Source organism: Kribbella sp. NBC_01505 (genome assembly GCF_045040285.1).
Taxonomy (GTDB): Bacteria; Actinomycetota; Actinomycetes; order Propionibacteriales; family Kribbellaceae; genus Kribbella.
In genome coordinates this window covers 8,622,134-8,646,372 of record NZ_CP109425.1, presented here as the reverse complement: position 1 = coordinate 8,646,372, position 24,239 = coordinate 8,622,134, and the positions used below count along the sequence as shown (strand labels likewise).

The following is a 24,239-nucleotide window of genomic DNA, read 5'->3' as shown; positions in this document are numbered from 1 at the left end:
GCGAGCAGTCAGTGACGTGGCGTGTACTCAGGGCAGTAGTTGTCCGCCCCACGTCGAGGAGTTGTCATGCTCAGAGTCCTAGCCGCGCTGGTGCCAGTGGTGGCACTGGCTACACCTGCTGTCGCGGCCGCACCGCCGCCCGCGACGGTGAACCACAGCTATCAGGCCCGGTCCGCGCAGACCACGGCGTACTGGACGGCCGACCGGATCGCGTCTGCGCGGCCGGCGCCGGTGCCTGCCGGCAGTGTTCGGTCGACGCCTGCGGCCGGTGGCGCGGAGTACGGCATGCCCCAGAACGGGCCGGCCGACCAAGGCTCCGCGCACACGACACAAGGCACCGTGCAGCGCTACACCACACCCGGTTTCCTCAAGCGGGTCAACGGCAAGGTCTACTTCACGTCCGCCGGCCAGAACTATCAGTGCTCCGGGAGCGCGGTGAACAGCGCGGACCGGGACATCGTGGTGACCGCGGCCCATTGTGTGTACAGCAACAACGCGTTCGTGACGAACCTGGTCTTCATCCCCGAGTTCGAGGACAACGTGCGGCCCTGGGGCACCTGGACCGCGACCGAGGCGCACATCACCCGGTTCTCGGCCCAGCCGCAGCCCGATCTGGCCTACGACTACGCCGTCTTCGAGGTCGCCGCTCAGAACGGCCGCCAACTCGGCGACGTGGTCGGCGGCCTGGGCTGGGCGGTGAACTCGGCGAAGTCGTACGCCGGCACCACGTTCGGCTACCCGGCCGACAGCGTGAACCAAGGCCGGTATCTGGTCTCCTGCAGCGACACGACGTACGAGAACTCCCGGGACCCGCGCACGATCGGGCTGGCTTGTGACATGTACGGCGGGACCAGCGGCGGACCGTGGATCCGGCAGGACCCGGGCAACACCTACATCAACGGCGTCAACTCGTTCAGCTACACCTCGGACTCGTCGCAGGAGTACAGCCCGTACTTCACGAACGACTTCCGCAACCTGATCACCAACGCCGACGCCGACTGACCCCGGAACCTTCGGCTGGGTCCGTTCACTGATCGGGGCGGATCCAGTTGAAGGTTCGTTCGACGGCGGCTTTCCAGTTGGCGTACTCGGAGGCTCGGCGGGCGGGGTCCATGTCGGGCAGCCACTGGCCGGCGCGGTGCCAGTTGGAGCGGAGGCCTTCGAGGTCGGGCCAGTAGCCGACGGCCAGGCCGGCGGCGTAGGCGGCGCCGAGGGAGACGGTCTCGGTGACCATGGGGCGGACGACGCGGACGTCGAGGAGGTCGGCGAGGAACTGCATGAGGAGGTTGTTGGCGGTCATGCCGCCGTCGACCTTGAGGGCGGTGAGGGCGATGCCGGAGTCGGCGTTCATGGCGTCGACGACTTCGAGGGTCTGGAAGCCGGTGGCCTCGAGCACGGCGCGGGCCAGGTGGCCTTTGGTGATGTAGCCGGTGAGTCCGGCGATGACTCCGCGGGCCTCGCTGCGCCAGTGCGGGGCGAACAGGCCGGAGAAGGCCGGGACGATGTAGGCGCCGCCGTTGTCGTCGACCGTGCGGGCCAGCGTCTCGATCTCGGCGGCGGTGTGGATCAGGCCGAGGCCGTCGCGGAACCACTGGACGAGGGAGCCGGTGACGGCCATCGAGCCTTCGAGCGCGTACGACGCGGGCTCGGTACCGATCTGGTAGGCGACCGTGGTGAGCATGCCGTGTTTGGAGCGGACGATCTCCTGGCCGGTGTGCAGCAACAGGAACGAGCCCGTGCCGTAGGTGCACTTCGCCTCGCCCGCGCTGAAGCAGGTCTGACCGAACAGCGCGGCCTGCTGATCGCCGAGCGCGGCGCCGATCCGGACACCGGGCAGCACCTCGGTGGCGGTGGCGAAGACTCCGGACGACGGCCGGATCTCCGGCAGGACAGCCCGCGGTACGTCGAACGCCGCGAGCAGCTCGTCGTCCCATTCCAGCGTGGCGATGTTCATTAGCATCGTCCGGCTGGCGTTCGTGACGTCGGTCGCGTGCAGGCCGCCGTTCGCACCACCAGTGAAGTTCCAGATCAGCCAGGTCTCCATGGTGCCGAACAGCACCTCGCCACGTTCGGCGCGCGCCCGCAGACCGGGGGTGTGGTCGAGCATCCACTTCAAACGCGGCGCGGAGAAGTAGGTGTTCAACGGCAGGCCACACAGGTCCGCGAACCGGTCCGGGCCTTCGTCGCCGGCCAGCTCGGCGACGAGACGGTCGGTGCGGGTGTCCTGCCAGACCACGGCGTTGCCGATCGGGAGGCCGGTCGCGCGGTCCCAGAGCAGGCTGGTCTCGCGCTGATTGGTGATGCCGATGGCAACGATCTGACTCGGTGCCGCGCCGATCTGGCGCAGCGCGGCGGGAACCACTCGGGTCACGTTCCGCCAGATCTCGGCGGCGTCGTGCTCGACCCATCCCGGTTTGGGGAAGACTTGGCGATGCTCGCGTTGCGCCACCGACACGAGCCGGCCGCGCCGGTCGAACAGGATGCAGCGGGTCGAGTTCGTGCCCTGGTCGACGGCCGCGACGTACTGCTCAGCCATTCAGGTCAGCCATTTCAGGAGTCTCCCCGCAGGTCGCGCGCGATGGCCTCGGCGGTGGCGCGGACCATGGTGACGAGATCGGTACGGTGCCGCAGACGGCTGTCGCAGATCCGTTCGATCCGGCCGGTCAGGCCGACCGCGCCGACGACCAGGCCGCCGAGTCCGCGGATCGGTGCGGCGATCCCAGCGGTCTCGATGGTGTGCTCCTCGAACTCGCCGGCCCACCCGCGGCCGCGGACCGTGGCCAGTTCCTCGAGGAGCCGGGCCGGGTCGGTGATGGTCCGGGTGGTGAAGGCCTCGAGACGTTTGGGCTTGGCGACACCGCTCGCGTCGTACGCGAGCACGGCCTTACCCAATGCGGTCGCGTGCGGCGGCAACGTCGTACCGACGTCGAGGTCCTGGTCGCTGTCGTCGGGGCGAAAGACGTGATGGACGACGACGACCTTGCTCTCGACGAGCCGGCCGACGCGCACGACCTCGCCGCTGCGAGCGGCCAATGAGTCGGCCCAGTTGATCGCGCGGCTGCGCAGTTCGTTCGGGTCGAGGTAGCTCTCGCCGAGCCGGCCGAAGGCGTCGCTGAGGTGATAGTGCGCACCGCTGCGGTCCTGCTCGACGAACCCGACCTGATGCAGCGTCCGCAGGATGCCGTGCACGGTTGTCTTGGCCAGGCCGAGTGCGTTGCCGACATCGGCGACGCCGAGCCCGTTCGGGGCGGCCGCGAGCAAGCGGAGCACGGCCGCAGCCCGCTCGATGGACTGCACGCTGCCCGGCACACCCGCAGGCTACCGGTGAAACCACCGCCTGGCTGCTACTCACTGGCGATGGCCGCGCAGGACGTTCAACCGGGTTGCACGGCGTGACGGCCAGACCGCAGTGAGTACTTCGATCTCAGCCGGCTATGGCCGGATCGAGACTCTTCATCGTGTCGACTACGGCCTCGGCTGTTGGGTCGGGCAGCTCCGAGCGCAGCCGGCCGTCGGCGAGGAACAACACCCGATCCGCGTACGACGCCGCGGTCGGATCGTGGGTGACCATCACCACGCTCTGCCCGAACTCGCGCACCGACTGGTGCAGGAAGCCGAGCACATCGGCCGACGACTGCGAGTCGAGATTGCCGGTCGGCTCGTCGGCGAAGACCACATCCGGCCGCGACGCGAGAGCGCGGGCGCAGGCGACGCGCTGCTGCTGGCCACCGGACAGCTCGGACGGCTTGTGCTTCAGCCGGTCACTCAGACCGATCGAGTCGATGACCGTTCTGAGCCACTCGCGATCCGGCGTCCGCCCGGCGAGATCGATCGGCAGCGTGATGTTCTCGAACGCTGTCAGCGTCGGAACCAGGTTGAACGCCTGGAAGACGAAGCCGATCCGGTCGCGGCGCAGATGAGTCAGCTGATCGTCGGCCAGCCCGCTCAGCTCGACATCGCCGATGAACACTTGCCCGGACGTCGGCTGGTCCAGACCGGCCAGGCAATGCAGGAGCGTCGACTTGCCCGACCCCGACGGCCCCATGATCGCGGTGAACTGGCCCTTGCCGAACTCCGCGCTGAGCCCCACCAACGCGTCGACCTGCGTCTGACCGGCGCCGTACCGCTTGGTCACGCCGACGGCCCGCACAGCAGCTTCATTCACGCTCATCCGACGAACCGTATCGAGTGCAAGTTCCGCTGGCGGGCTGCGGTCAGCCGTCGGCGCTGATCAGGTCGACGCCGGCGGACTCGACTGCGACCTCTTCGACGCTTCGTCGGGGCAGGGGTGGCGGGGTGCCGCCCCAGGACGGGCACAGCGGCTTGTAGTCGCACCAGTCGCAGAGCGGGCCCTTGCTCGGCCGCCAGTCACCGGACTCCAGCGCGTGGCTGATCGCCTTCCACAGAGCCGTGACCTTCCGCTCGCAGGCGCGCAGGTCGGCCTCGTCGGGGATGTAGCGCACGATCTCGCCGTTGCCCAGGTAGACCAGCTGGAGCATCGCCGGCACGACGCCGCGCATCCGCCACAGCACCAACGCGTAGAACTTCATCTGGAACAAAGCCTTGGCCTCGAAGAACTCCGACGGCGACCGGCCGGTCTTGTAGTCGACCACCCGGATCTCGCCGGTCGGCGCGACATCGAGGCGGTCGACATAGCCGCGCAGCACCAGGCCCGACTCGAGCTCGGTCTCGACATACAGCTCGCGCTCGGCGGGCTCCAAGGCATTCGGGTCCTCGAGGGCGAAGTACTTCCCGAGGAGTTTGTGCGCTTCGGCCAACCAGCTCGCGAGCTCCTGGCCGTCGGCGTCCTCGGCGAACAGCTCGGCCACCTCGGGCTCGGCCTCCAGCACCTGCTGCCACTGCGGCTCGAGCATCTCGGCAGCGTGCTCCAGCGTCCGCTGACCGCGCGGAAGATCGAACAGCCGCTCCAGCACCCCGTGCACGACCGTGCCGCGCACGGCCGCGGACGACGGTTTCTCCGGCAGCCGGTCGACGACCCGGAAGCGGTACTTCAGCGGGCAGCTCATGAAATCGGCCGCACGGGACGGCGACAACGCCCCCCGGGGATGCCCGCTCACTGGAACCTCGACCGCAACACTCATACCGAAACCCTAGGCGAGGCCATGGACACTTTCCGCCAAAAGGGCTTCCCGGCTCCCAGACAATTCCCAGCGGACTTTCGGTCAACCATCGGTCCGGCTTGCCAGGCTGTTGATATGAAGCCGCCACGTGAACACGATCTCGGCCTGGAGTACGACCTCGGCACGCTGCGCCGTCGGCAGGTCCTGAGCCTGTTCGCCGGTGCCGGCCTGGTCGCCGTCGCGGGCTGCGCCCCCGACCCGGCCCCATCAACCTCGACCACTCCAGCAACGTCGGCCACTCCCGCAACCTCGACCACTCCGTCGACGTCGAGCACTCCGTCCACGTCCACCGCGGGCGTTGACGAAATCCCCGCCGAGACGGCCGGCCCCTACCCGGGTGACGGCTCGAACGGCCCGAACGTCCTCACCGAATCCGGCATCGTCCGCAGCGACATCACCAAGTCGTTCGGCTCCGCGTCCGGTACGGCGACCGGCGTACCGCTGACTGTCGAGCTGACCATCCTGGACGCGGACAAAGACACGCCCCTGACCGGTGCTGCTGTTTATGTCTGGCACTGCGATGCGCAAGGCCGCTACTCGCTCTACTCCGAGGGCGTCACCAACGAGAACTACCTGCGCGGTGTCCAAGCCACCGACGCCGACGGCAAGATCACCTTCACGACGATCTTCCCGGCCGCGTACCCGGGCCGGTGGCCGCACGTCCACTTCGAGGTCTACGCGAGCCTCACCGAGGCCACAGCCGCCGGAAAGATCAGCGCCACCTCACAACTCGCCTTCCCCGAGAACGTCTGTACGGCGGTCTACGCCACCACCGGGTACGACGGGAGCGCGGATAATCTGCGCCGTACGCCGCTTGCCGACGACAACGTGTTCGGCGACGACGACGGCGTCCACCAGCTCGCGGCGGTCGCCGGTGACGCGGTCAAGGGCTACACCGCGCGGCTCACCGTCGGCGTGTGACGTGGGTAGGTAGCAGCTTGTTACCGCTGGACCAGTAGCGTTGGGGTGATGTCCGAACAGCGTGAGCCCCAGAGCCCCGCCCAGTCGGCCGGCCCACCGCCGCCCGGAACCTGGGTACTCGGTCGTATCCGGGGGATCCGGCTCACGATGCGGTTCACCTGGTTGCCGGTGGCGATGCTGCTCGCGTTCGGGTTCTCCGCGGTGATCGGCCAGCAGTTCCCCGAGATCGGCGTCTGGCGCTACGCGGCGGCGTTCGCCTTCGTGGTCGCGTTCACGCTGTCGATCCTGGTGCACGAGCTCGCGCACGCGCTGATGGCCTTGAGGTTCGGGATCGGCGTGTCCGAGATCAACCTCGGGTTCTTCGCGGCCGGCACCCACATCGAGGGTGAGCGGAAGACGCCGTTCGAGGAGTTCGCGGTCTCCGTGGTCGGGCCGATCGCGTCCCTCGTGGTCGGCGGACTGGCCTTCGTCGGTTCGCGTGCGGTCGATGACGGCGGAGTCGTGTACATCGCGCTGTGGCAGCTCGCGGTCGCGAACCTGATCGTCGGCGCCACCAACCTGCTGCCCGGCCTGCCGCTGGACGGCGGCTGGGTGCTGCGGGCGATCGTCTGGAAGTTCACCGGCAACATGCACACCGGCACCATCGTGGCCGCCTGGGGCGGCCGGGTGATGGCGATCCTGGTGCTCGCGCTGCCCGTCATGCTGCAGGAGATGTGGGGCCGGCAGCCGACGCTGATCGACTTCGTGATCGCACTCGCCGTCGGGTTCTTCCTCTACATGGGCTCGACCGCCCAGCTGATGAACGCGCGGCTGCGGCACAAGCTGCCCACCCTGCAGGTGCGGACGATGGCTCGCCGCGCGATCGCCGTACATGCGAACACGCCGTTGTCCGAGGCGGTGCGGATGGCCGGCGCGTCGTCGGCCGGTGCAGTCGTCGTCATCGACGGCGACGGCAAGCCGCACGCACTCGTCTCCGAGAACGCGGTTGCCGCGGTGGCCGAGAACCAGCGTCCGTGGACCACGGTGAGCGAGGTTTCGACCCGGATCGGCGCGGGCCACATCATCGGGGTGAACGACACCGGCGAGGAGATCCTGAAGACGCTGCGCGAGCACCCGGCGTCGGAGTACCTGGTCCTCGACGCGGCCGGCAGCGTGTACGGCGTACTGGCGACGGCCGACATCGAGCGGGCCTTCCGCGGCCGCTGACGACCCTCAGTGACGGGCGCCGCCGTACCGAAAGTTAAGGTGAGCGCCTTATGGCTGACTTGCGCGACTTTCCCGATCAGGCGTTCTCCGGGGTCCATCACGGCCCGCTGCAAGCGGGGGAGTGGATCACCCTGCAGGACTCCAAGGGCCGCCGGCACTCGGTGTTCCTGGAGCGCGGAAAGGTCTTCCACACCACCAAGGGCGGGATCGAGCACGACGAGCTGATCGACGGCCCGGACGCCGTCGTGATCCGCTCCAAGGGCAACGTCGAGTACCTCGCCCTGCGCCCGTTGATGGCCGACTACTCGGTCTCGATGCCGCGGGGCGCCGCGGTGATCTATCCCAAGGACACCGCGCAGATCGTGACGATGGCCGACATCTTCCCGGGTGCGAAGGTGGTCGAGGCGGGCGCCGGTTCGGGCGCGCTGACCACCGCGCTGTTGCGGGCGGTCGGCATCCACGGCCAGGTCATCTCGTTCGAGCGGCGCGAGGACTTCGCCGAGGTCGCGCGGAAGAACGTGACCGGCTTCTTCGGCGCCGAGCACCCGGCGTGGCGGCTCGAGGTCGGTGACCTGGTCGAGAAACTCGACGAGACCGACGTCGACCGGATCGTCCTGGACATGCTGGCCCCCTGGGAGTGCGTGGAGGCCGCGGCCGGTGCCCTGAGCCCCGGCGGCGTGCTGTGCGCGTACGTCGCCACCACGACCCAGCTGAGCCGTTTCGTCGAGACGTTGCGGGCACACGGCGAATTCACTGAGCCGCGCGCGTGGGAGTCACTCGTGCGAGACTGGCACGTGGAGGGTCTGGCGGTTCGTCCGGGACACCGGATGCAAGGTCACACCGCCTTCTTGGTCACTGCCCGACGGATGGCGCACGGGGTTCAGGCACCCCGCAAGAAGCGCCGGCCGGCACCGGGCGCGTACGGCGACGACTACACGGGCCCCCGTCGCGGTGAACCAAATAACGACGCTGTTGAAGATGTGTCGAATGCAAGCGGTTCATCCGCAACCGACACGTGATGGGATTCAGCTTGCCCGGACCGGTTTTCTGGGTAAGGTCCATAGGGTCGAGCCCCACATGGTGAGGTGATGATCGTGGCTGGAGACGAGAGTCCTACCGCGGCAGAGCTGCGTAACCAGGTCCGGTACCTGGAGGCCGAGGTCGCAGCGTTGCGGCGTCGGTTGTTGGAGCACCCGGCTGACAGCCGGTCGCTCGAAAGCAGGCTGTCCGAAACACAGGCCTCCTTGGCGAGTGTCACCGCTCAGAACGAGCGGCTGGCCGACACGCTGCGGGAGGCGCGAGAGAAGATCATCGCCCTGAAGGAGGAGGTCGACCGGCTGGCGCAACCGCCGTCCGGATTCGGCACCTTCCTCGGCCGCAACGACGACGACACGCTGGACGTGTTCACCGGGGGCCGCAAGCTCCGGGTGGCGGCCAGCCCGTCGATCGACCTGGACGAGCTCAAGCTCGGCCAGGAGCTGATGCTGAACGAGGCGCTGAACGTGGTCGAGGCCTGCGACTTCGAGGTCGTGGGCGACGTGGTGATGCTGAAGGAACTGCTGGCCGACGGCGAGCGGGCACTGGTGATCGCGCAGGCCGACGAGGAACGGGTCGTCCGGCTCGCCTCGCCGCTGCTCGACATCGCGCTGCGCACCGGCGACTCGCTGCTGCTGGAGCCCCGCTCCGGCTATGTGTACGAGAAGATCCCGAAGTCCGAGGTCGAGGAGCTGGTCCTCGAAGAGGTGCCGGACATCGACTACACCCAGATCGGCGGTCTGGCGGGCCAGATCGAGCAGATCCGGGACGCGGTCGAGATGCCGTACCTGCACAAGGACCTGTTCCTGGAGCACGAGCTCAAGCCGCCGAAGGGTGTCCTGCTGTACGGACCGCCCGGCTGCGGCAAGACGCTGATCGCGAAAGCGGTGGCGAACTCGCTGGCCAAGAAGGTCGCCGAGAAGACCGGTGTCGAGGGCAGGTCGTTCTTCCTCAACATCAAGGGTCCGGAGCTGCTGAACAAGTACGTCGGCGAGACCGAGCGGCACATCCGCCTGGTCTTCCAGCGTGCCCGGGAGAAGGCGTCCGAGGGGATGCCGGTGATCGTGTTCTTCGACGAGATGGACTCGCTGTTCCGCACCCGCGGATCCGGTGTCTCCTCCGACGTCGAGAACACCATCGTCCCGCAGCTGCTGAGCGAGATCGACGGTGTCGAGGGCCTGGAGAACGTCCTGGTCATCGGTGCCTCGAACCGTGAGGACATGATCGACCCGGCGATCCTGCGTCCGGGCCGGCTGGACGTGAAGATCAAGATCGAGCGGCCGGACGCCGAGTCCGCCCGCGACATCTTCTCGAAGTACCTGACCACCACGCTGCCGTTGCACGCCGACGACCTCGGCGAGTTCGGCGGTGACCGGGCGTCCTGTGTGAACGGGATGATCCAGCGCACCGTCGAGCGGATGTACACCGAGGCCGACGAGAACCGGTTCCTCGAGGTCACCTACGCCAACGGTGACAAGGAGGTCCTGTACTTCAAGGACTTCAACTCGGGCGCGATGATCCAGAACATCGTCGACCGGGCCAAGAAGATGGCGATCAAGGCCTTCCTGGACGAGAACCAGAAGGGTCTGCGGGTGCAGCACCTGCTGCAGGCGTGTGTCGACGAGTTCAAGGAGAACGAAGACCTCCCGAACACGACCAACCCCGACGACTGGGCCCGGATCTCCGGCAAGAAGGGCGAGCGGATCGTCTACATCCGGACGCTCATCTCCGGCAAGCAAGGCACCGAGCCCGGCCGGTCGATCGACACCGCGACCAACACGGGTCAGTACCTGTAAGACGTGTTCACGAACCGCCTCGGCACCTACTGGGTGTCGGGGCGGTTCGTCGTTCGGGCGTAGCGGCGGTCGACGGCCAGGGGAGCGACGGTGGCGAGGCCGGCCTTGGCGAGTACGAGGAGCCAGAGCCCGGCCAGCACGAGCAGCTCACGAGGCCGGAACCACCGGTCCAGGTCGGTGCCGAGCGTGGCGAGCAGCCAGGTGCCTCCGACGAGCCAGTAGGCGCTCAGTACGGCGTACAGGATTCCTAGGACACCGATCGTCCAGGCGACGGTTCGGACTGCGGTTCTGATGATTTCTCGACGCACGCGGAGGAGTCTCTCAGGGGTGCCGCCGAGGGGCAGGGGAAGGGTGGGGGTTTCCCCCGATATCTCCGGAGGCCCGGCGGTCCTACCGTGATCGATATGGCGACGGATGATGTGCGCAAGGACCTGCGGGCAGCGGTGGCGGCGCGGCAGGAGCTGGGTCCGGAGTACGAAGCCGAGATCATCGAAGGCTTCCTCGAACGGCTCGACGCCCAGCGCCGGGCCACCGCACTTCCCGTACCGGTGCCGCCGCCGGCGAACCCGAGCCGCGAGAAGGACCCGGGCGGCCTGGCTCTGGCGATCGTCTCGATGGGCGTCGCGATCCCGATCACCGCGATCTCCGCCAACATGATCGGCCCGTTCGGCGTGGTCGTCAGCTGGGCCGGTCTGGTCGGCATCAACCTCGCCCGCTCCTGGGGCCGCCGCCGCTAGCGGAACGACCTCACCAGCGGACCGACCAGAGCGGCGGTGTCGGGCATGACTGGCCATGAGGGGTCGTCCAGCTTGGCGATCAGTTCGGCCGGGGACATCCAGGCGCCCCACGCGACCTCCGAGGGCTGGTGTTGGATCGGGCCGTCCCAGACACAGCTGTAGAGATAGGCGTGGTACGTCGTGGCGTCGTCCGCGTAGTCGCCCTCGGGCAGCTTCACCAGGTCGACGCCGCTGATGCCGAGCTCCTCGGCCAGTTCGCGCACGACCGCGTCGTACGGGTCCTCACCGGCCGCCACGACGCCGCCGGCCATGAAGTCGTAGTGCGACGGGTAGACGTCCTTGGTGGCGGTCCGGCGGTGCACGTAGATGTCACCGGCCGGATTCCGGACGAGTACGCCGGTCGCGGAGTGGCGCAGGTTGTCGCGGCGCATCACCGAACGCGGCTGGGCATCGATGACGACGTTGTCGGCACTGAGAATCGCGACCATTTCGTCCACGCGGGCAGTCTCACACGGTGCCTGTGGACAAAGCACCCCGATTTGGGGGCGCAACCGCGTAGGCTCGGAAGCATGAGTGTGCGGCGGATCATGGGAACCGAGACCGAGTTCGGCATCTCGGTGCCCGGCCAGCCGGGGGCCAACCCGATGCTGACCTCGAGCCAGGTGGTGAACGGGTACGCCCAGACGCAGCCACTGGCGCGCAAGACCCGGTGGGACTTCGACGAGGAGCACCCGCTGCGGGACGCGCGCGGCTTCGACCTGAGCCGGGAGGTGGCCGACTCCAGCCAGCTCACCGACGAGGAGACCGGCCTGGCCAACGTCATCCTCACCAACGGCGCCCGCCTGTACGTCGATCACGCCCACCCGGAGTATTCGGCGCCCGAGTGCACCAACCCGCGCGACGTGGTGGTGTGGGACAAGGCCGGTGAGCTCGTGATCATGGAGGGCGCGCGGCAGGCCCGGCAGATCCCCGGTGCCCCGCAGCTGAACCTCTACAAGAACAACACCGACAACAAAGGCGCGTCGTACGGGTCGCACGAGAACTACCTGATGCGCCGCTCGACGCCGTTCGCGTCGATCGTGCGGCACCTGACGCCGTTCTTCGTGAGCCGCCAGGTCGTCACCGGCGCGGGCCGGGTCGGGATCGGCCAGGACGGCGGCACGCACGGTTTCCAGATCAGTCAGCGGGCGGACTACTTCGAGGTCGAGGTCGGCCTGGAGACGACGCTGAAGCGGCCGATCATCAACACCCGCGACGAACCGCACGCGAATCCGGACCGCTACCGCCGCCTGCACGTGATCATCGGCGACGCGAACCTGTCCGAGATCTCGACGTACCTGAAGGTCGGGACGACGTCGCTGGTGCTGGCGATGATCGAGGACGGCTGGCTGACCGACGACCTGGGCGTCGACCGCCCGGTCACCGCGCTGCACGAGATCAGCCACGACCCCACCTGCACGCATCTGATGACGCTCAAGGACGGTCGCAAGCTGACCGCCGTCCAGCTGCAGACTGAGTACTTGGAGCAGGCCCGCAAGTATGTCGAGGACAAGTACGGCGACGACGCGGACCGCCAGACCAAGGACGTGCTGCACCGCTGGGAGTCGGTGCTCGACCAGCTCGCCACCGACCCGATGAAGCTGGCCGACCAGCTCGACTGGGTGGCGAAGTACAAACTCCTGCAGTCCTACCGCGACCGCGACGGCCTGGAGTGGGACGACTCGAAGCTGCATCTGGTCGACCTGCAGTACGCCGACCTGCGCCCGGACAAGGGTCTCTACTACAAACTCGTGAACTCCGGCCGGATGCAGCGCATCGTGTCCGACGAGGAGATCCGGATGGCGGTCTCGCACCCGCCGACCGACACCCGCGCCTACTTCCGCGGCCGCTGCATGCAGCAGTACGCGGGCCAGGTCGCGGCCGCCTCCTGGGACTCGGTGATCTTCGATCTGCCGGGCAAGGAGTCGCTGCAACGGATCCCGACCCTGGACCCGCTACGCGGCACGAAGGCCCATGTCGGTGCCCTTCTGGACCAGTGCGACACCGCGAGTGACCTGGTTCGCACCATCACTGGGGGTGCCGCCGGGTAGGGTCGCTCCTAGAAGCACGGAGAAGCGGTTGGGCGTCTTCTCCACTGCGGTTCTAGGAGGTGTGTGCGATGGCGAAGGACGGCGGGCAGCAGCACAAGCAGCCGAAGCGTTCGACGACCGAGGAAGAGGTCGAGCAGGCGAAGACGTCGGAAGACGTGGCCGAGCGCAAGGAACGGCTCGACGACGACGTCGACTCGATCCTCGACGAGATCGACGAGGTGCTCGAGGAGAACGCCGAGGAGTTCGTCCGCGGGTTCGTGCAAAAGGGTGGGGAGTGAACCGCTCGATGACATTTGACGCCTCCGGCCGGTTGCCGGAAGCCTTCCTGACCCCAGGTGGCACGTCGTTCATGGACTTCCTGGCCGGGCACGCGCCCGACCTGTTGCCCGGACGGCGCAGCCTGGGGCAGGCCGACTTCTCCGACCAGGTCCCGCACGGTACGACGATCGTCGCGGCCACCTTCGCGGGTGGCGTGCTGATGGCCGGCGACCGGCGGGCCACGATGGGCAACATCATCGCGTCGCGGGACATCCAGAAGGTGTTCCCCGCCGACGAGTACTCGGCGGTCGCGTTCGCCGGATCGGCCGGTTTCGGGATCGAGATGGTCCGGCTGTTCCAGGTCGAGCTCGAGCACTACGAGAAGCTCGAGGGCACCACGCTCAGCCTGGACGGCAAGTCCAACCGGCTGAGCGCGCTGATCCGGGGCAACCTGGCGATGGCGATGCAGGGGCTGGCCGTGGTGCCGCTGTTCGCGGGCTACGACCACGACCTCAAGGGCGGGCGGATCTTCTCCTACGACGCCACCGGCGGCCGTTACGAGGAGACCCACTTCCACAGTGTCGGTTCGGGCTCGCTGTTCGCCCGGGGCGCGCTGAAGAAGCTCTACCGCGAGGACCTGTCCGCGACCGAGTGCGCGACGGTGGCGATCCAGTCGCTGATCGACGCCGCCGACGACGACTCAGCCACCGGTGGTCCGGACATGCTGCGGCGGATCTTCCCGGTGATCGGGGTGGTCACCGCCGACGGCTACCAGCGGCTGCCCGAGGACGAGGTCGCCACGCTGGTCGACGCGGCCTGGGCGCAGCGCCACGAGCGCCCCGACGGCCCCGCCACGGCGTCCCTGACCTGATCCCATCGACTGATAGAGGACGACACCTTCGATGAGCACGCCGTTCTACGTATCCCCAGAACAGCTGATGCGCGACCGGGCGGACTTCGCCCGGAAGGGCATCGCCAAGGGCCGCAGCGCGATCGCGCTGCAGTATGCCGACGGCATCCTGTTCGTCGCCGAGAACCGCTCGCCCGCGTTGCACAAGGTCGCCGAGATCTACGACCGGATGGCGTTCGCGGCGGTCGGCCGCTACAACGAGTTCGAGAACCTGCGGATCGCCGGCGTCCGGCTGGCGGACATGCGGGGCTACTCCTACGACCGGCGCGACGTCACCGGCCGGGCGCTGGCCAACGCGTACGCGCAGACCCTCGGCGCGATCTTCTCCTCCGGTGGCGAGAAGCCGCTCGAGGTCGAGATCCTGGTCGCCGAGATCGGCGCGACCACGGCCGACGACCAGATCTACCGGCTCACGTACGACGGCTCGATCGCCGACGTCCGGGGGTACGCGGTGATGGGCGGCCAGGCCGAGCAGGTCGCGGAGTATGTCGGCGAGCACTACCGCGAGGGCATCTCGCTGGCCGGCGCGCTGCGACTGGCCGTCGACGCGCTCGGGCACGACAGCAGTGAGCCACGCGAGCTGACCTCCGACCAGCTCGAGGTCGCCGTACTGGACCGGACCCGCACCCAGGTCCGGAAGTTCAAGCGGATCTCCGAGGAGACGCTGGCCCGGATCCTGTCCGAGTCCCAGCCGTCGGCCGACATCGAGGAGGCCACCGCCGCGGAGGCCGCCGAGCACGCCGACGCCACCACGGCGGAGACCACGGCCACGTCGGCCACCTCGCCTACGTCGGCCTCTTCGGTCACGGAGTCGGCTTCCGATGACGACGCACCGATCGCGCCGCCGGAGGATCCCGACGACACCCGTCCGCTGTGACGGACCGATCGCTGGACTCAGCCGCCACGTCCGACGTGGCGGCTGAGTCGTCTCGGGCCCCCGACCCGGAGCCCTGGGAGCTGCTGGGGGAGAAGGTCGCCTACCAGCGGTTCCTGACGGTGAAGGTCCGCCGCTACCGGATGCCGAACGGTCACGAGGTCGACTGGGACGTCACCGGCCCGGAGTCCGCGGGAGCCGTCGCGGCCGGTGTCACCGTGCTGCCGCTCACGCCGGAGGGCCGGATCGTGACGATCCGGATGTTCCGTCCCGGGCCCGACAGCGTGGTCACCAACCTGCCCGGCGGCCTGATCGAGCCCGGCGAGGATCCCGCGGTTGGCGGGGCCCGCGAGCTCGAAGAAGAGACCGGTTACACCTGCGAGAGCATCGAGGTCGTCGGCTGGCTCTGGGCCGGCACCTCCTCGACCTTCCGCAAATACGTGGCCATCGCCCGCGGCTGCCGCCCCAACGGCACCCAGAACCTCGACGAAGCCGAAGACTGCGTCCCCGTCGAGCTCACCGTCGCCGCCTTCCGCGCCGAACTCCGCACCCCCGGCGCCACCACCGGCACCGACACCGCCTACCAAGCCCTGGACCACGCCAACCTCCTCTAACAGACCACCCACGCGGCCGGTGCACCCCGCCGCCTTGAGCACCCACCAACCGTTTTCGCCGGGTCCAAGTGGTCGATGGGTGCCCAAAGCCACGCGCAGTCGTCCGCCTTGAGCACGCCTCAACCATTTGCGCGCCTCCTGGACGGTTGATCGGTGCTCAAGGCCCGCGATCTCCCACCCACCCCCCACCCCGCCGTACCGCATCACCCCCGCCCCGCCGTGCCGCATCACCCCGCCCCCGCCGCGCCGTACCGCATCACCCCGGCCCAGCCCGCGATCCGCGCAAAGGTGGGTCGGCTGCTCTTTGGGCACGAAGTGCATCTTTGGGTATCCACCAACCGTTCTGCGGGCCCGCGGATGGTTGGTCGGTGCACAAAGATGGCGTCGGTGCACAAGGGTGGGTGGGCTGCTCTTTGGGCGGGGTGGGCGGCGGTGGGTAGGGTTGGGGTGGGTCGTGACTGGCGTTGGGGTGGGGTACCACCGGGGAGCGGCCTGCCGGATCAGCCGGCTCGAGAGCGAGAACGCTCTGCCGCGCGCCTGGGCATAGGACTTGATGCCTGGAGGAGTGCGTGCATGACTGCTGAATTGATGGTTGGGACCGAGCTCGCGGCCGAGATGGTGGCGCGGGCGGGGGTTCGGGCGGAGAAGTTGCGGGAGAGCGTCGGCGTGCAGCCGTGCCTCGCGACGGTGCTGGTGGGTGACGATCCGGCGTCCGCGACGTACGTGCGGATGAAGCAGAACCGCAGCAAGAAGGCCGGGATCGGTTCGCGCAGCGTTGTGCTGCCGGCCGCGACTACCACCGACGAGCTGGTCGCTGCGCTGACCGAGCTGTCGAACGATCCCGAGGTGCACGGCATTCTGCTGCAGCACCCGGTGCCGAGCCACATCGACGAGCGGGCGGCGTTCGAGGCGATCGACCCGCGCAAGGACGTCGACGGTGTGACCATGCACGGGTTCGCGGCGATGGCGTTCGGCGAGCCCGGGTTCCGGTCGTGTACGCCGGGCGGGATCATGCGGCTGCTCGAGGCGTACGACGTACCGATCTCCGGGGCGCACGCGGTGGTGATCGGCCGCAGCCCGATCCTCGGCAAGCCGGCCGGGATGTTGCTGCTGGCATCGGATGCGACCGTGACCTACACGCATTCGCGGACCGTCGGGCTGCCGGATATCGTCCGTACGGCGGACATCGTGGTCGCCGCGGTCGGCAAGGCGAACTTCGTCCGGGGCGACTGGCTGAAGCCGGGCGCGGTCGTGGTCGATGCCGGGTACAACGAAGGCAATGTCGGCGACGTGCACTTCGGCGAGGCGTCCGAGGTGGCGCGCCTGATCACGCCGGTTCCGGGCGGGGTCGGGCCGATGACCATCGCGCTGCTCCTGGAGCAGACCGTCGACGCGGCGGAGGCCCAATCCGAGACGGCTGTCCAGCCTGTGGTTGGTCTGGCCTAGGCTGTATTCGTTGCGAAGGTGATTTGACGAGGAGGCGTGACGTGGCGGTGCGGGCGATCCGGGGAGCCACCCAGCTGGACGCGGACGAGCGCGGGCATCTGCTCGAGCGGTCGGCCGAGCTGGTGAAGGCTGTTCTGGAGGCGAACGATCTGGACAGCGCTGATCTGATCAGCATCCTGTTCACCGTCACGCCGGACCTGCACGCGGAGTTCCCCGCCGTGGCCGGCCGGCAGATCGGGCTGACCGACGTACCGCTGATGTGCATGCAGGAGATCGACGTACCGCACGCGCTGCCGCGGGTGGTGCGGATGATGGTGCACACCGAGACCGAGCGCTCCCGCGACAAGATCCAGCACGTCTACCTGCACGGCGCGTCCGCGCTCCGTCCCGATCTGACAGGCGCCCAGTGACCGAATTGCGTGGCCCGGTCCGCGTTGTCGGCGCCGGCCTGATCGGTACGTCGATCGGCCTCGCGCTGGCGCGGTTGGGTGTCGTCGTGGAGCTGGTCGACGCGAACCCGGACAACGCGCTGATGGCCGAGCGGATCGGTGCCGGGTCGCGGCTGGTCCAGATCGAGCCGCAGCTGGTCGTGGTCGCCGTACCGCCGGATCATGTCGGAGCGGTGATCGCCGAGCAGCTCGCGCAGACCGACGCGATCGTCACGGACGCGGCGAGCGTGAAGTCGAAGCCGTTGACGGATGCGCGGTTGCTGTCCGCGGACCTGACCCGGTACGTCGGCGGTCACCCGATGGCAGGCTCGGAGCGCAACGGGCCGTTGGCCGCGCGCGCCGATCTGTTCGACGGCGCGACCTGGGCGATCACGCCGCATGAGACCAGCTCGCCCGAGGCCGTCGAGCTCGTCCGCTGCCTCGCCGAGGCGTGTGGTGCGCGAACGGTCGAGCTGTCGGTCGAGGACCACGACCTGGCCGTTGCCCGGGTCTCGCATCTGCCGCAGCTGATGTCGTCGCTCGCGGCCGGCACGCTGGTCGACGCGCCGAACTCCCACCTGCAACTGTCCGGCCAGGGCGTTCGCGATGTAACCCGGATCGCCGCCGGTGACCCCGGCCTGTGGACCCAGATCGTCTCGGCGAACTCGGTCGCCCTCACCGGCCTGCTCGAGCAGATCCGCGACGAACTCGACCGCGTCCTCGTTGCCCTAGGCAAGGAAGAGGCCGGCGAGGAACTCACCTCGATGCTCGCCCGCGGCGTCTCCGGCGCCATCCGCGTCCCCGGCAAGCACGGCTCCCCGCACATGGACCTGGTCAGCGTCCTGGTCACCATCCCCGACCGCCCGGGCCAGCTGGCCCGCCTCTTCAACGACGCGGCCGCGTCCGGTGCCAACGTCGAAGACCTCCGCATCGACCACAGCCCCGGCCGTCCCGTCGGTGAGGTCGAGCTCCTCGTCAAACCAGGCTCCGACGACCAGCTGGTCGACACCCTCACTGAGCGAGGCTGGGTAGTCCACCGCTAGGCGAAGAAGTCCCGCAGCGCTTCGACCACTAGCTCCGGTTGTTCTTCGGGGAGGTAGTGGTCGCAGGGGAGGGCGTGGCCGCGGACGTCGGCGGCGTACTCGTTCCAGACTTTCAGTACGTCGTAATGCGTGCCGACGAAGCCGCGTTGGCCCCAGAGCGCGAGCAGAGGCATCTCCAACCGGTGGCCGGTGTCTGTGTTGTCGTGGGTGAGGTCGATGCCGGCGGCGGCGCGGTAGTCGGAGCAGGAGGCGGCGATGGCGGCTGGGTCGGAGAAGCAACGGATGTAGTCGGCCAGCGCGGCGGGGTCGAAGGGGGAGCCGCCGGCGTGGCGGGCGTTCAGCCGGGCGGTGATCCAGAATTCGGGGTCGCCGCCGATCAGGCGCTCGGGAATACCGTTGCCCGCGGCCAGGAAGAACCAGTGGTAATAGCCGAGGCCGAAGGCGAGGTCGGCGTTCTCGAAGGTGTGCCGGGTCGGCACGATGTCGAGCACAGCCAGTGCGGAGACCGCCTCGGGCGCGTCGAGGGCGAGGCGGTGGGCGACCCGGCCGCCGCGGTCGTGACCGGCCACGGCGAACCGCTCGAAGCCGAGCGCCTTCATCACGAGCAGTTGGTCGTGGGCCATCGCCCGCTTGGAGTACTCGCGGTCCCCGGAAGTCGGCGCGGGTTTCGCACTATCGCCGTACCCACGGAGGTCCGTCAGTACGACGGTGTGGTCGGCCGCGAGTTGCGGCGCGACGTGATGCCAGATCAGGTGGGTCTGCGGGTAGCCGTGCAGCAGCAGGAGCGGCGGTCCGGAACCCGCGACCGCGCAGTTGATCTCGATGCCGTCGGCATCGATCTTCTGGTAGCTGAAGGGCAGCGGGATCGTCATGTGAACTCCAGGAGGGCGCGGGTGAACTCCACGGTGGTCGCGGTTCCGCCGAGGTCCGGCGTCCGGATCGGGGTCCTGGCCAGTACGTCGGCCATCGCGGACCTGATCTGGTCGGCGGCCTCGGGGTGTTCCAGGTGATCGAGCAGCATCGCGGCCGTCCAGATGGCACCGAGCGGATTCGCGATCCCGCGCCCCGCGATATCCGGCGCCGAACCGTGCACCGGCTCGAACATCGACGGAAACTCGCGCGACGGGTCGAGGTTCGCGGCCGGCGCGATCCCGATGCTCCCGGCAACGGCCGCGGTCAGGTCGCTGAGGATGTCGCCGAACAGATTCGACCCGACGATGACGTCGAACCGGCCCGGGTCCAGCACGACCTTCGCGCAGAGCGCGTCGATGTGCTCCGAGTTCCAGGCGACCGATGGATGCCGGCCCGCGGTCTCCGCGACGACCTCGTCCCAGAACGGCATCGTGTGGATGATCCCGTTCGACTTGGTCGCCGACGTCACGTGCCGGCGGCGGCCGGCGGCCAGGGTGAACGCGTACTCCGCGATCCGGGTGATCCCGGTCCGGGTGAAGACCGACTCCTGTACGGCGAGCTCCTCGGGGAACCCGCGATTCAGCCGGCCGCCGATCTCGCCGTACTCGCCCTCGTTGTTCTCCCGGACGACGACCAGGTCGACCTCGCCCGCCCGAGCGCGCCGTACCGGGCTCTCGACGCCCTCGAAGACCTTCACCGGGCGCAGGTTCACGTACTGGCGGAAGCCGCGCCGGATCGGGATCAGCAGACCCCACAGTGAGACGTGGTCGGGGACCGACGGATCGCCGACCGCGCCGAGGAAGATCGCGTCGTGCCCGCGGATCTGGTCGAGTCCGTCGGCCGGCATCATCGCGCCGAGTTCGACGTACCGGCGGCAGGACCAGTCGAACTCGTCGTACCCGAAGGTGATGCCGTGCCGCTTGCCGACGGCGTCCAGGACCTGGCAGGCCGCGGGGGTCACCTCTTGGCCGATGCCGTCGCCGGGGATGAGTGCGATGCGGTGCGTGGTCATGGTCCGATCGCACCATCTGGGCGAGGCCGGCGTCCAAGACCTGGATTCACTGCGGCTGATCGCATGTGGCTATAGGACGGCTTCGAGGAAGGCGCTCGCGGCCGGCGTCCGGCCCGGTCGGCTAATCAGCGCGAGGTGCAGGTGGCGTGGCGGGGTGAGCTCGAGGACCCGCGCGCCGGCCCGGCGAGCCAGCGGCGCCCAGGACTCGGTCAGCACGGTCACCCCGACCCCGGCCAGGACGAGCGGCAGGATCATCTCCCGGTGCTCGGTCTCGACAACCTCGGTCAGCTCGACCCCGCTTGCCTGGATCTCGTCCACGACCCGGCGCATCCCGCTGCCGACCTGCCCGACGATCACCCGCTGACCAGCCAGAGCCGAAGCCGGTACGGCGTCCTGTCCGGCGAACGGACCGTCCGGCGGGGCAACGAGCACGAACCGTTGGTGCCCGATCTGATGCACCTCGATGCCGCTCGCCACCAGCGGCTCCTCGGACGCCAGCAGGCCAAGCTCGGTCTCGCCACCCCGGACCTGGCCGACGATCTCGTCGACCGTGAACGAGGCGCGGACCGAGACGGTCAGGCCCGGGTACTGCGCGGTGACGGCGCTGATCATCCCGGCGAGTGGGTCGACCGACTGGGAGGGCATCGCGGCGATCTCGACCCGCCCGGCCTGGAGGCCGGCGACCGAGTCGACCTGGGCTTTTGCGTTCTCCAGGCCGCGGACCACCTGGCGAGCTGGTTCGATCAGGGCTTCGCCGGCCGAGGTGAGCACCAGCCGACGGCCGACCCGGAGGAACAACGCGGTCCCGAGCTCCCGCTCGAGCGCCCGGATCGCCTGCGAGAGGGACGGCTGAGCGACGTACAGGGCCTCGGCCGCCCGGCTCACGGTGCCGTGGTCGACCACCGCCAGGAAGTAGCGGAGGTGCCGGGCATCCATCCTCGCAGTTTCACACACGCAGCTAGTTGGTCAGGGGATGTCCGAGGCGGCGGATATTCTCTGGGCATGATCATCGCTGTGGACGGGCCGAGCGGGTCCGGTAAGTCGAGTACCGCTCGGGGTGTGGCCGACCGGCTGGGGCTGCGGTTCCTGGACACGGGCGCGACGTACCGGGCGGTGACGTGGTCGGCGATCGAGCACGGGCTGGACCTGGACGACACCGCGGCCGTCGCCGAGCGGGCCCGCGAGCTGCGGCTCGAGCTCAGCACCGATCCGCTGCACCAGTTCGTCATCGCGGACGGGACCGACATCACCGCGGCGATCCGCGAGCCCGGGATCAGTGAGCGGGTCAGCAAGATCGCGACCAATCTCGACGTTCGCAAGGAGTTGATCCGACGCCAGCGCGAGATCATCGACGACGCCCAGCCCACCGGCGGGATCGTCGTCGAGGGCCGCGACATCGCCACCGTGGTCGCGACCGACGCCGAGCTGAAGGTGCTGCTGACCGCCGACCAGGAAGCCCGGTTGGCCCGTCGCGGTGCTGAACTGGCCGCGGGGTCGGTCAGCGCGGAGCAGTTGCGGGACCAGATCGTCCGCCGGGACGCGGACGACTCGACCGTGGCGGAGTTCCAGGTCGCGTCGGACGGCGCGGTCACCATCGATTCCACCGATCTTTCCCTGGAGGAGGTCATCGACGTGATCAGCAGACTCGCGAAGGAGGCCTCGACAGGGTGACAGCCGAGCTCACCAGACGGCAGGAACTGCCGGGCACCGACGATCTCTCGTCGATGCCCTATCGGCTGGCGCTCCCGGTCCGGGCGGTCGCCGGCCGGTACTTCGCGCGGAGATACGACCTGCGGGTGCACCACGAGGAGCTCTTCCCGCGGACCGGGCCGGTGCTGATGACGCCGAACCACCTGAGCCTGCTCGACGGGCCGCTGCTGGGAGCGATCGCACCCCGGATGCTCCATCAGCTGGCCAAGATCGAGGCCTTCGGCGGCCTGCAGGGCTGGTTCCTGCGCCGGGTCGGGCAGATCGCGATCGAGCGGACGTCCTACGACCCGCGCGCGATCCGCCAGTCGATCCGGGTGCTGCGGGACGGCCGGGTGCTGAACATCTACCCGGAGGGCACCCGCGGCGCGGGGGACTTCGGCCGGATCCACCTCGGTACGGCGTACCTGGCGATGGTGACCGGGGCCCCGATCCTGCCGGTCGCGCTGCTCGGGACCCGGCTGCCGGGCGGCGACATCGAGGGGTTCCCGCCCGCCGGGAGCCGCGTGGACGTGGTGTACGGCGAACCGTTCACGGTTGACCGAGTATCCTTTCCTAGGCGGCACTCCGACGTACGGGCGGTTGCCGACCAGATCGGCGACATGCTGCGTGCCCATATCAAGGCCGCCGTCGCAGCCACCGGCCACCCGCTCCCGGGTGCGCCAGACAAGAAGGACCCTGATGACTGACCTGCCCACGGGCTACGACTTCGCCGAGCCGACGCACGACGAAGAGGACTCTGGTCCCCTTCCCGTGCTCGCCATCGTCGGCCGGCCGAATGTGGGCAAGTCCACGCTCGTCAACCGCATCATCGGCCGCCGCGAGGCGGTCGTCGAGGACACCCCGGGCGTCACCCGGGACCGCGTCTCGTACGACGCCGACTGGGCCGGCCGGAGCTTCACCGTCGTCGACACCGGCGGCTGGGACCCGGACGCGGTCGGCATGGCCGCCCTGGTCGCGGCCCAGGCCGAGGTCGCGATCAACGCCGCCGACGCGGTGCTGTTCGTGGTCGACGCGACGGTGGGCATCACCGACTCCGACGAGGCCGTCGTCCGCGTCCTGCGCAAGTCCGGCAAGCCGGTCGTGCTCGCGGCGAACAAGGTCGACGACCAGCGCGTCGAGTCCGAGGCGATGAAGCTGTGGGGGCTCGGCATCGGCGAGCCGTTCCCGATCTCGGCCATGCACGGCCGGGGGACCGGTGACATGCTCGACGCGGTCCTGGCCGCGCTGCCCGAGGCGCCGCCGGAGCGCGACGCCGCGACCGGTGGCCCGCGCCGGATCGCGATCGTCGGCAAGCCGAACGTCGGCAAGTCCTCCCTGCTGAACAAGGTCGCCAAGGAGGACCGGGTCGTCGTCAGCGACATCGCCGGGACGACCGTCGACCCGGTCGACGAGCTGATCACCCTGGTCGGCAAGGAGTGGCGGTTCATCGACACCGCCGGTATCCGCCGCAAGGTGAAGAACGTCCAGGGCCACGAGTACTACGCCTCCCTGCGCACCAACGCCGCGATCGAGCGGGCCGAGGTCGTCGTCGTGGTGGTCGACTCGTCCGAGCCGATGACCGAGCAGGACATCCGGATCATGAACTCGGTGGAGGAGGCCGGCAAGGCCCTCGTCATCGCCTACAACAAGTGGGATCTGGTCGACGAGGACCGGCGGTACTACCTGGAGAAGGAGATCGACCGGGACCTGGTCCAGTTCCGCTGGGCGCCGCGGGTGAACATCAGCGCGCTGACCGGGCGGCACATGGAGAAGCTGGTGCCGGCGATCGAGGCCGCGCTCGAGGGCTGGCAGACGCGCGTCCCGACGGGTCAGCTGAACGCTTTCCTCGGCCGCCTGGTCGCGGCGCACCCGCACCCGGTCCGCTCCGGCAAGCAGCCGAAGATCCTGTTCGGCACCCAGGCGACCACGATGCCGCCGACGTTCGCGATCTTCACCTCGGGCGCGATCGAGCCGTCGTACCAGCGGTTCATCGAGCGGCGGCTGCGCGAGGACTTCGGCTTCGTGGGAAGCCCGGTGCACGTCCAGATCCGGCCCCGGAAGAAGCAGAAGCGCTGAGCCTGCGGTCCTTCGGGGCTGGATTGACCAGCCTTTGGACCGGCCTCAAAT

Annotated in this window: 26 protein-coding genes and 1 riboswitch; of the genes, 17 read left to right on the top strand and 9 right to left on the bottom strand. The window is 68.9% G+C overall.

From position 1 onward, the window contains the following. Window positions 1–66 precede the first annotated feature (66 nt). The gene (locus tag OG474_RS40635) at window positions 67–1,002 is read left to right on the top strand and encodes a trypsin-like serine peptidase (RefSeq protein WP_405058988.1); all 936 of its coding nucleotides are present in this window, start codon (window positions 67–69) and stop codon (window positions 1,000–1,002) included. A gap of 25 nt (window positions 1,003–1,027) precedes the next feature. Here OG474_RS40635 and glpK read toward each other — a convergent pair whose 3' ends face one another. The 4 genes from glpK to OG474_RS40615 form a co-directional block, all read right to left on the bottom strand. After that, entirely contained in the window at window positions 1,028–2,536 is a 1,509-nt protein-coding gene (glpK, locus tag OG474_RS40630; protein WP_405058987.1) for a glycerol kinase GlpK, read from the bottom strand. 14 nt (window positions 2,537–2,550) lie between these two features. Beyond that, window positions 2,551–3,309: an IclR family transcriptional regulator gene (locus OG474_RS40625; protein WP_405058986.1), complete on the bottom strand. Its 759-nt coding sequence runs from the start codon at window positions 3,307–3,309 to the stop codon at window positions 2,551–2,553. Window positions 3,310–3,424: 115 nt separating this feature from the next. Further along, a complete protein-coding gene (locus OG474_RS40620) occupies window positions 3,425–4,171 on the bottom strand; it encodes an ABC transporter ATP-binding protein (RefSeq protein WP_405058985.1) in 747 nt (248 codons plus the stop codon). Window positions 4,172–4,214: 43 nt separating this feature from the next. Further along, window positions 4,215–5,102, bottom strand: a complete 888-nt coding sequence (locus OG474_RS40615) for a RecB family exonuclease (RefSeq protein WP_405058984.1) — start codon at window positions 5,100–5,102, stop codon at window positions 4,215–4,217. Window positions 5,103–5,216: 114 nt separating this feature from the next. On the opposite strand from OG474_RS40615, the gene OG474_RS40610 reads away from it, so the two are divergent. The 4 genes from OG474_RS40610 (at window position 5,217) to arc (ending at window position 10,099) form a co-directional block, all read left to right on the top strand. Then, window positions 5,217–6,062, top strand: coding sequence for an intradiol ring-cleavage dioxygenase (locus OG474_RS40610; protein ID WP_405058983.1), 846 nt, complete (start codon window positions 5,217–5,219; stop codon window positions 6,060–6,062). A gap of 48 nt (window positions 6,063–6,110) precedes the next feature. Next, window positions 6,111–7,268 carry a site-2 protease family protein gene (locus OG474_RS40605; protein ID WP_405058982.1) on the top strand — a complete coding sequence of 386 codons (1,158 nt, stop codon included), beginning with the start codon at window positions 6,111–6,113 and terminating at the stop codon, window positions 7,266–7,268. Between the two features lie 50 nt (window positions 7,269–7,318). Further along, window positions 7,319–8,287, top strand: a complete 969-nt coding sequence (locus OG474_RS40600) for a tRNA (adenine-N1)-methyltransferase (protein ID WP_405058981.1) — start codon at window positions 7,319–7,321, stop codon at window positions 8,285–8,287. Between the two features lie 69 nt (window positions 8,288–8,356). After that, on the top strand, window positions 8,357–10,099 hold the full coding sequence (arc, locus tag OG474_RS40595; RefSeq protein WP_405058980.1) for a proteasome ATPase: 1,743 nt from the start codon (window positions 8,357–8,359) through the stop codon (window positions 10,097–10,099). Window positions 10,100–10,125: 26 nt separating this feature from the next. On the opposite strand, the gene OG474_RS40590 is transcribed toward arc, so the two are convergent. After that, the gene (locus OG474_RS40590; protein WP_405058979.1) at window positions 10,126–10,407 is read right to left on the bottom strand and encodes a hypothetical protein; all 282 of its coding nucleotides are present in this window, start codon (window positions 10,405–10,407) and stop codon (window positions 10,126–10,128) included. 96 nt (window positions 10,408–10,503) lie between these two features. Here OG474_RS40590 and OG474_RS40585 point away from each other — a divergent pair, with 96 nt between their 5' ends. Then, a complete protein-coding gene (locus tag OG474_RS40585; RefSeq protein WP_405058978.1) occupies window positions 10,504–10,836 on the top strand; it encodes a hypothetical protein in 333 nt (110 codons plus the stop codon). Here the strand turns inward: OG474_RS40585 and OG474_RS40580 are convergent. Continuing rightward, on the bottom strand, window positions 10,833–11,324 hold the full coding sequence (locus tag OG474_RS40580; RefSeq protein WP_405064666.1) for an NUDIX hydrolase: 492 nt from the start codon (window positions 11,322–11,324) through the stop codon (window positions 10,833–10,835). The two genes, OG474_RS40585 and OG474_RS40580, sit on opposite strands and share 4 nt — an antisense overlap. Window positions 11,325–11,405: 81 nt before the next feature. Between OG474_RS40580 and dop the strand changes: the two genes are divergently transcribed. The 8 genes from dop to OG474_RS40540 all read left to right on the top strand — a co-directional run bounded on the left by dop (window position 11,406) and on the right by OG474_RS40540 (window position 18,499). After that, window positions 11,406–12,926, top strand: a complete 1,521-nt coding sequence (gene dop / locus OG474_RS40575; protein ID WP_405058977.1) for a depupylase/deamidase Dop — start codon at window positions 11,406–11,408, stop codon at window positions 12,924–12,926. Between the two features lie 68 nt (window positions 12,927–12,994). Further along, on the top strand, window positions 12,995–13,204 hold the full coding sequence (locus tag OG474_RS40570) for a ubiquitin-like protein Pup (protein ID WP_132168923.1): 210 nt from the start codon (window positions 12,995–12,997) through the stop codon (window positions 13,202–13,204). A gap of 8 nt (window positions 13,205–13,212) precedes the next feature. Further along, window positions 13,213–14,055, top strand: coding sequence for a proteasome subunit beta (gene prcB / locus OG474_RS40565; protein ID WP_405058976.1), 843 nt, complete (start codon window positions 13,213–13,215; stop codon window positions 14,053–14,055). 31 nt (window positions 14,056–14,086) lie between these two features. Beyond that, on the top strand, window positions 14,087–14,971 hold the full coding sequence (gene prcA / locus OG474_RS40560) for a proteasome subunit alpha (RefSeq protein ID WP_405058975.1): 885 nt from the start codon (window positions 14,087–14,089) through the stop codon (window positions 14,969–14,971). After that, window positions 14,968–15,582 carry an NUDIX hydrolase gene (locus tag OG474_RS40555; protein WP_405058974.1) on the top strand — a complete coding sequence of 205 codons (615 nt, stop codon included), beginning with the start codon at window positions 14,968–14,970 and terminating at the stop codon, window positions 15,580–15,582. Before prcA ends, OG474_RS40555 begins: the two co-directional genes overlap by 4 nt. A 444-nt stretch (window positions 15,583–16,026) precedes the next feature. After that, a riboswitch (ZMP/ZTP riboswitch) is annotated at window positions 16,027–16,132 on the top strand. A gap of 23 nt (window positions 16,133–16,155) precedes the next feature. Continuing rightward, window positions 16,156–17,028, top strand: a complete 873-nt coding sequence (locus OG474_RS40550) for a bifunctional 5,10-methylenetetrahydrofolate dehydrogenase/5,10-methenyltetrahydrofolate cyclohydrolase (RefSeq protein ID WP_405058973.1) — start codon at window positions 16,156–16,158, stop codon at window positions 17,026–17,028. Window positions 17,029–17,069: 41 nt separating this feature from the next. Then, entirely contained in the window at window positions 17,070–17,438 is a 369-nt protein-coding gene (gene aroH, locus OG474_RS40545) for a chorismate mutase (protein ID WP_405058972.1), read from the top strand. Beyond that, complete coding sequence (locus OG474_RS40540; protein WP_405058971.1) at window positions 17,435–18,499, top strand: prephenate dehydrogenase; 1,065 nt, start codon at window positions 17,435–17,437, stop codon at window positions 18,497–18,499. The genes aroH and OG474_RS40540 overlap by 4 nt, the downstream gene beginning before the upstream one ends. On the opposite strand, the gene OG474_RS40535 is transcribed toward OG474_RS40540, so the two are convergent. The 3 genes from OG474_RS40535 to OG474_RS40525 all read right to left on the bottom strand — a co-directional run bounded on the left by OG474_RS40535 (window position 18,496) and on the right by OG474_RS40525 (window position 21,359). After that, window positions 18,496–19,371 (bottom strand): alpha/beta fold hydrolase, encoded by an 876-nt coding sequence (locus OG474_RS40535; RefSeq protein WP_405058970.1) that lies wholly within the window; start codon window positions 19,369–19,371, stop codon window positions 18,496–18,498. The genes OG474_RS40540 and OG474_RS40535 overlap by 4 nt on opposite strands. Beyond that, on the bottom strand, window positions 19,368–20,423 hold the full coding sequence (locus OG474_RS40530) for a tartrate dehydrogenase (RefSeq protein WP_405058969.1): 1,056 nt from the start codon (window positions 20,421–20,423) through the stop codon (window positions 19,368–19,370). The genes OG474_RS40535 and OG474_RS40530 overlap by 4 nt, the downstream gene beginning before the upstream one ends. Before the next feature lie 69 nt (window positions 20,424–20,492). Next, window positions 20,493–21,359 (bottom strand): LysR family transcriptional regulator, encoded by an 867-nt coding sequence (locus OG474_RS40525; RefSeq protein WP_405058968.1) that lies wholly within the window; start codon window positions 21,357–21,359, stop codon window positions 20,493–20,495. A gap of 66 nt (window positions 21,360–21,425) precedes the next feature. On the opposite strand from OG474_RS40525, the gene cmk reads away from it, so the two are divergent. Genes cmk through der form a run of 3 tightly spaced genes read left to right on the top strand, consistent with a single transcriptional unit; the run spans window position 21,426 to window position 24,188 of the window. Beyond that, window positions 21,426–22,094, top strand: a complete 669-nt coding sequence (gene cmk, locus OG474_RS40520; protein WP_405058967.1) for a (d)CMP kinase — start codon at window positions 21,426–21,428, stop codon at window positions 22,092–22,094. Beyond that, window positions 22,091–22,819, top strand: coding sequence for a lysophospholipid acyltransferase family protein (locus tag OG474_RS40515; protein ID WP_405058966.1), 729 nt, complete (start codon window positions 22,091–22,093; stop codon window positions 22,817–22,819). The genes cmk and OG474_RS40515 overlap by 4 nt, the downstream gene beginning before the upstream one ends. Further along, entirely contained in the window at window positions 22,812–24,188 is a 1,377-nt protein-coding gene (gene der / locus OG474_RS40510) for a ribosome biogenesis GTPase Der (protein ID WP_405058965.1), read from the top strand. The genes OG474_RS40515 and der overlap by 8 nt, the downstream gene beginning before the upstream one ends. Window positions 24,189–24,239 lie beyond the last annotated feature (51 nt).

Coding starts and splice junctions, on each gene's coding strand:
- dop (WP_405058977.1), top strand. CDS start 11,406: ATGAGTGTGCGGCGGATCATGGGAACCGAGACCGAGTTCGGCATCTCG.
- cmk (WP_405058967.1), top strand. CDS start 21,426: ATGATCATCGCTGTGGACGGGCCGAGCGGGTCCGGTAAGTCGAGTACC.
- prcA (WP_405058975.1), top strand. CDS start 14,087: ATGAGCACGCCGTTCTACGTATCCCCAGAACAGCTGATGCGCGACCGG.
- OG474_RS40600 (WP_405058981.1), top strand. CDS start 7,319: ATGGCTGACTTGCGCGACTTTCCCGATCAGGCGTTCTCCGGGGTCCAT.
- OG474_RS40535 (WP_405058970.1), bottom strand. CDS start 19,371: ATGACGATCCCGCTGCCCTTCAGCTACCAGAAGATCGATGCCGACGGC.
- OG474_RS40635 (WP_405058988.1), top strand. CDS start 67: ATGCTCAGAGTCCTAGCCGCGCTGGTGCCAGTGGTGGCACTGGCTACA.
- OG474_RS40530 (WP_405058969.1), bottom strand. CDS start 20,423: ATGACCACGCACCGCATCGCACTCATCCCCGGCGACGGCATCGGCCAA.
- prcB (WP_405058976.1), top strand. CDS start 13,213: ATGACATTTGACGCCTCCGGCCGGTTGCCGGAAGCCTTCCTGACCCCA.
- arc (WP_405058980.1), top strand. CDS start 8,357: ATGATCGTGGCTGGAGACGAGAGTCCTACCGCGGCAGAGCTGCGTAAC.
- OG474_RS40580 (WP_405064666.1), bottom strand. CDS start 11,324: ATGGTCGCGATTCTCAGTGCCGACAACGTCGTCATCGATGCCCAGCCG.
- OG474_RS40605 (WP_405058982.1), top strand. CDS start 6,111: ATGTCCGAACAGCGTGAGCCCCAGAGCCCCGCCCAGTCGGCCGGCCCA.
- der (WP_405058965.1), top strand. CDS start 22,812: ATGACTGACCTGCCCACGGGCTACGACTTCGCCGAGCCGACGCACGAC.
- glpK (WP_405058987.1), bottom strand. CDS start 2,536: ATGGCTGAGCAGTACGTCGCGGCCGTCGACCAGGGCACGAACTCGACC.
- OG474_RS40570 (WP_132168923.1), top strand. CDS start 12,995: ATGGCGAAGGACGGCGGGCAGCAGCACAAGCAGCCGAAGCGTTCGACG.
- OG474_RS40525 (WP_405058968.1), bottom strand. CDS start 21,359: ATGGATGCCCGGCACCTCCGCTACTTCCTGGCGGTGGTCGACCACGGC.
- OG474_RS40550 (WP_405058973.1), top strand. CDS start 16,156: ATGACTGCTGAATTGATGGTTGGGACCGAGCTCGCGGCCGAGATGGTG.
- OG474_RS40620 (WP_405058985.1), bottom strand. CDS start 4,171: ATGAGCGTGAATGAAGCTGCTGTGCGGGCCGTCGGCGTGACCAAGCGG.
- OG474_RS40615 (WP_405058984.1), bottom strand. CDS start 5,102: ATGAGTGTTGCGGTCGAGGTTCCAGTGAGCGGGCATCCCCGGGGGGCG.
- OG474_RS40610 (WP_405058983.1), top strand. CDS start 5,217: ATGAAGCCGCCACGTGAACACGATCTCGGCCTGGAGTACGACCTCGGC.
- OG474_RS40585 (WP_405058978.1), top strand. CDS start 10,504: ATGGCGACGGATGATGTGCGCAAGGACCTGCGGGCAGCGGTGGCGGCG.